The organism is methanotrophic endosymbiont of Bathymodiolus puteoserpentis (Logatchev), assembly GCF_900128525.1.
Lineage (GTDB): Bacteria > Pseudomonadota > Gammaproteobacteria > Methylococcales > Methylomonadaceae > Methyloprofundus.
In genome coordinates this window covers 1-5,526 of the sequence record NZ_FQTQ01000185.1, presented here as the reverse complement: position 1 = coordinate 5,526, position 5,526 = coordinate 1, and the positions used below count along the sequence as shown (strand labels likewise).

The 5,526-nt window shown below is 41.0% G+C and carries 2 protein-coding genes; one reads left to right on the top strand and one right to left on the bottom strand.

Features of this window, described 5'->3' with window-relative positions; translation table 11 throughout:
- Positions 1 to 626: 626 nt before the first annotated feature.
- On the top strand, positions 627 to 3,098 hold the full coding sequence (gene recD2, locus BQ7314_RS13535; RefSeq protein ID WP_174484223.1) for an SF1B family DNA helicase RecD2: 2,472 nt from the start codon (positions 627 to 629) through the stop codon (positions 3,096 to 3,098).
- A 127-nt stretch (positions 3,099 to 3,225) separates the two neighbouring features.
- On the opposite strand, the gene BQ7314_RS13530 is transcribed toward recD2, so the two are convergent.
- Entirely contained in the window at positions 3,226 to 5,325 is a 2,100-nt protein-coding gene (locus BQ7314_RS13530; RefSeq protein ID WP_174484222.1) for a DNA topoisomerase III, read from the bottom strand.
- Positions 5,326 to 5,526: the final 201 nt, after the last annotated feature.

The following is a 5,526-nucleotide window of genomic DNA, read 5'->3' as shown; positions in this document are numbered from 1 at the left end:
CTTACAAGCAATTTATGGCTTTAGCAGGATAGTTATGCCTGAAGACAAGGCGCTCTTCGCTTTCACTAGTTCTTGCGACAGAACCCAAATAGATGGCAACAGTTTTGGGATAAGATTATTCAATTTGGTGTCGAACATCAAACTGCTTAAAACATTATTTTAAAGTCACACCCCTATTTATAACTGAAATCTGGATGTCTTGATCTGTCGATCGGAAAAAGACAGGCAAGGTGGCAGTAGAATCCCTAGTAACCCTGCCAATTTTATGGTTACTAGGCATCCAAATAATGGCTTGCAGGATTTAGGTAATAATGTATGGTAACTACTCAGCGTAACTTAAAATCATAACACATTGATTTTTAATTATAATTAATGTATCTTGATGGTTTTTAGTCCTGTTTTTATCCATTTTAAGGTAAAAAATTATTAAAATCAGGTGATATTTAAAATATATCTATTTGATTTTAAAGTTAAAAAATACGCTGAGTAGTTACAATGTATGAAACAATAGATTGTAAAAGAACGATATCATTTGCACAATGTCAGGTACATTCTTGTGTAAAGACTAATAAAGCATAAGTCACCCTACCCTGACTTTATAGACAGAAAAAATCAATAACACAGCAATGAATACCATTACTGAGGTTCTAACAGGGATTGTAAACAGAGTCACGTATCATAATCCGACCACGGGCTGGTCTGTTTTGCGCGTGCAATCTTTTCAGTCACCCCAACAGCAGGAAACAGTAACCGTTCATCAAACCAAAGTCTTTGCGGGTGCGACCATGGAATTTCGGGGTGCCTGGACGATTGATCATAAGTATGGCCGTCAGTTCAAGGCCTCCGAAGCCATCGAGAAAAAACCAGCCACAACGGCAGCGATTGAAAAATATTTAGGTTCTGGCCTTATTAAAGGTGTGGGACCACAGACAGCCAAGAGAATCGTTAAATATTTCCAGAAAGAAACTTTGGATATTTTCGAGAATGATATACAACGATTAACTGAAGTCCCTGGTATTGCCACCAAGAAATTAAAAACCATTGAAGATGCCTGGACTGAGCATCGTGCTATCCGGGAAGTCATGATGTTTCTTCAAGGCCATGGCATCAGCACCCTGTTTGCTGTGCGAATCTACAAACAATATGGCGATAAAGCCATAGCGATGGTGACTGAAGATCCCTATCGTCTAGCTAATGACTTTTACGGGATTGGTTTTTTCTCCGCGGATAAAGTGGCTCTCAGTATTGGTCTGTCTAAAGACAGTCAGCAACGCATGGTAGCGGCAATTAAACATGTTTTAGCGGCCAGTCGTGAACAAGGGCATTGTTATTTGACTGAGCAACAAATTAACAAGGGTATCGTCGATCTGATTGAAATGAATTTAGGTGATCTGTTACATAATTATCTTGGCTTAATGAAACAAGAGGGACAACTTTGTACCCGACTGATTAGCAAAGCGGGTGTTGAAACGACGGGTTATTATTCAAAGACCCTTTATTATGACGAGACAACGGTCGCAACAATTCTACGCAGAATGAAAGGGTCTATTACGAGTGAGCCTGAGAGAATTGCAAATTGGATCAGTCACTATTGCCAGAGTAAGTCTATCGCCTTAAGTGATGAACAGGCGGATGCAGTTAAAGCTGTAGTGCAGCACCGTTTCTCAGTACTGACCGGAGGGCCTGGTTGCGGTAAAACCACGACGACATTGGTGATTGTTCGCCTGTTAGAAGCCATGAAAAAATCAGTTTTACTAGCCGCTCCCACGGGGCGAGCATCACAGAGGATGAGCGAGGTGATTGGGCGAGAAGCCAAAACCATTCATCGACTACTGGAGTGGAAAGGTGGCGAGTTTCAGATGAATGAAGAATCCAGGCTGAAGACTGATTTTTTAATTGTTGATGAATGTTCTATGCTGGATATCAGTTTAACCGCTTCTTTATTGAAAGCGGTACCCGATAACTGTCAGGTGCTGTTTATTGGTGACCCTGATCAATTGCCTTCAGTAGGTGCAGGTAATGTGCTTAAGGATATTATTTCCTCTGAGCATATCCCCTGCTTTCGACTAACTCAGGTCTTTCGTCAGGCTAAAGAATCCTTGATTATTCAGTACGCACATCAGATTAATAAAGGTGAAACACCTTATATTGCCTCCCCTTTTAAATCACCCGCTATCTGGAAAAATGGAGCCGATTGTCTGTTTATTGATTCAGATGAAGCGACTCAGGAACAGCTTGGATTTATTAGCCGTGTAAAACGTCATTTTGACTGGCATACTGAAGAATTAGAGAATCTTGGTACAGAGAAAGTCAACCCTTCCCCTTTTGAATTCAGAATCGAAGAAGTCATCACATCTGCTTATGAAGTCAGTTTTGTTGTCCCTGATAAATTCAAACATGTGGATCTTGAACAATTAACTCAAACTGATGCGCAGGTTGATGCCTTAAAATCTGTGGTCAAGAAAATACACCCCTGGTCTTCATTGCATTACGGTCTATCTGCTGTTGATAGCGTGGTTAAACTCTATCTTGAGTGGATTCCTAAATATCATGGGGCAGATGCGGAAATACAGATTTTAACGCCGATGACACGGGGCAGTCTGGGTTCTGCTAATCTCAATAAGGTAATCCAGGAAAAAGCTAACCCACCCCATCAAAGTAAGTGTCAATTGAAAGTGGGAGAACGGATATTTCGAGAAGGCGATCGTGTGATTCATCGGCGTAATAATTACGATCTGAATGTGTTTAATGGAGATATAGGAAAAATTATCACTATCAACAATGAGGAACTCAACGCGATGGTGTCTTTTTACCCCGATAACCGGGAAGTGCATTATAAAAAAGAAGATATTATGGAGCTAGATCTCGCTTATGCGATTACCATTCATAAGTCCCAGGGCAGTGAATTTAAGACAGTGATTATTCCTATCCTTACCCAGCATTTTAAGATGTTGTATCGTAACCTGATTTATACGGGATTAACCCGAGCAAAAGACCTGGCGGTTTTTGTCGGCACTAGAAGAGCCTTATCCATGGCCATAATGCAACAGGATGTTAGTCAGAGACAGACTGCTTTAGAATCTTTGATTAAAGCTTAGGAGCGAGAATTCAATAATACCCGAAAGTATGACGCAGGATTTTGGCTTCATAGTCGTGCTAGGAAAACAGGCGCATAGCAAGCTACGCAACTATTTTTGTAGTGCGGCTGTGGAGCCAAAAGACAAGTCATACTCGGGTATTATTGAATTCTCGCTCTTTGGGCCAGGCATAAAACCGGCAATCTGGAAAATGACTACAGCCTATATAATTCTGACCAATTTTATTGCCTCGAATAGCAGTACGAACTTCAAGCGTATGATTGCATTCTGGGCAAGGGTCGCCTGCCTGGTATTGTTTGGCTGGGTGCGAGCTTGGATTTGTTACGCTGTTAGAAGCAGCAGGCGTTGATTGATGCTTTGTTTGTGGCGTTTTAACCTGTGTCATTATGTTATTAAGCAATAATATTTGTTGTTGCAAAAAGCCATTAATATCCTGTCCTTTATTATTCGCAATATCATCCAGCTGTTGTTCCCACTGCGCGGTTAATAGTGGATCTTTGATAGTGTCAGGGACAGCACCTATCAAATCAAACCCTAGCTGTGTTGCTTTGAGCAATTTCTTTTCTGCAATAATAAATTTACGCTGGAATAGTGTTTGAATGATATTGGCTCGGGTAGCTTGCGTGCCCAATCCTGCTGTTTCCCTCAGTATCTTTTTCATTACTTTATCGGTCACCTGAGTACCAATGGTTTCCATGGCTTTGATCAAGGTGCCTTCGGTGTAATGTTTGGGTGGCTGGGTTAATTTATCTAACAGCTTGAGATGATCACAAAGTAGTTGCTCACCTTTTTTTACCGCAGGAAGTTCCTGTTTATTATCTTCACCGGCTGGTTTAGAAAAACTCTGTCTGCTCTCTGTTTCAAGCGCCTTCTTCCAGCCTTTAACGCGAGCTATACGTCCACTGGCTTTAAATTGGTCTGCATCAATCGTTACGATGATCGTGCTTTGATCATATTCAAAATCAGGAAAGAACTGAGCAATATAACGGCGTCGAATCAAATTGTAGACATTAAGTTCTTTGACATTGAGACGATTAATACCAGGTGTTGCCTGTGTAGGAATAATGGCATGGTGAGCGGTGACTTTTTTATCATTCCAGACTCGGGATTTTTGTTTATTATTTGCCTGTGCAATAAGATCACTAAGGCTCGCATCATTTTTACAAAGTGCTTGCAGTATCATACTGACATCGTTAAATTGACTGAGCGGCAAGTACTCACAATCACTTCTTGGGTATGACGTCAGTTTATGGGTTTCATAAAGAGATTGTGCTAGATTCAATACTTCCTGAGCCCCATATCCCCAGCGACGCGAAGCCTCTTGTTGTAAACCCGATAAATTATAAAGTAAGGGTGGTGGCTGTTTCTTTCTAGCGGTAGTTGCGGTTGTGACAAGACCTTGTTGATTTTGACATCGATCAATGACGGACTGTGCAACTTGTTTGTCCAGACATCTTTTTTGCTCGTCGCCCTGCCCTGTTGATCTTTGTTCTGGAAGTTGCCATTTTGTTTCTAGCAATTCACCTTTAATTCCATTATTGGTTTTAAAATAAGTCAAAATTTCATAATAAGGGACAGGTTTAAAATTTGATATGTCACGATCACGATTGACTATCAATGCTAATGTAGGCGTTTGCACTCGACCTACTGAGCGTACTTGTCGATCATTCGCTAACAGCGTAAAAGCCCGGGTTAAATTCATGCCGATTAACCAATCAGCACGACCTCTAGCCAAGCCTGAATGATACAAAGGTTCCGTTTCTATACTCGGTCTGATCGCTTTCAATGCGCGCTGTACACTCACTGTATCCAGAGCGGATAACCATAAGCGACGAGTTGAACCTGTATAGTTAAAGTAATCCAGAACCTCTCGGGCAATGGTTTCCCCTTCACGATCCGCATCGGTTGCAATCACTACACTATGACTGCGTTTTAAAAGCTTTTTTAAAACTGTCAGTTGTTTACTGGTCGATTTTTTTGCCGACATTTTCCAGTCTTGGGGCAAAATCGGCAAATCGTGTAATGACCAGCGCTTATACTTGGGGTCGTATGCATCGGGAGGAATCATTTCCAGTAAATGACCAATACACCAGCTAACAACCACTTTATCACCCTGAAGATACCCATCATTACGTTGATTAGCGTTTAGAATACGTGCGATATCACGCCCCTGTGATGGTTTTTCACAAAGGTAGAGTTCAAATGTGTTGTTTGCTCTTTTAACCAAGGTAGAATGATCTCGAAAGTGATGAAGGCTAAACGCCTTGAGGTGTTTATTTAGGTTGTTATTATACCTTTATTATGAACCTCTTCTGTGATGCCAATGTAGCTATGATCTCCAAAGAAAAATCGGTAGTGGGTGAAATCTGTTATTAAGCGTGAATATCTAGCCCAAATTCAACTTTATTGATTAGCAGTCCAATGACAA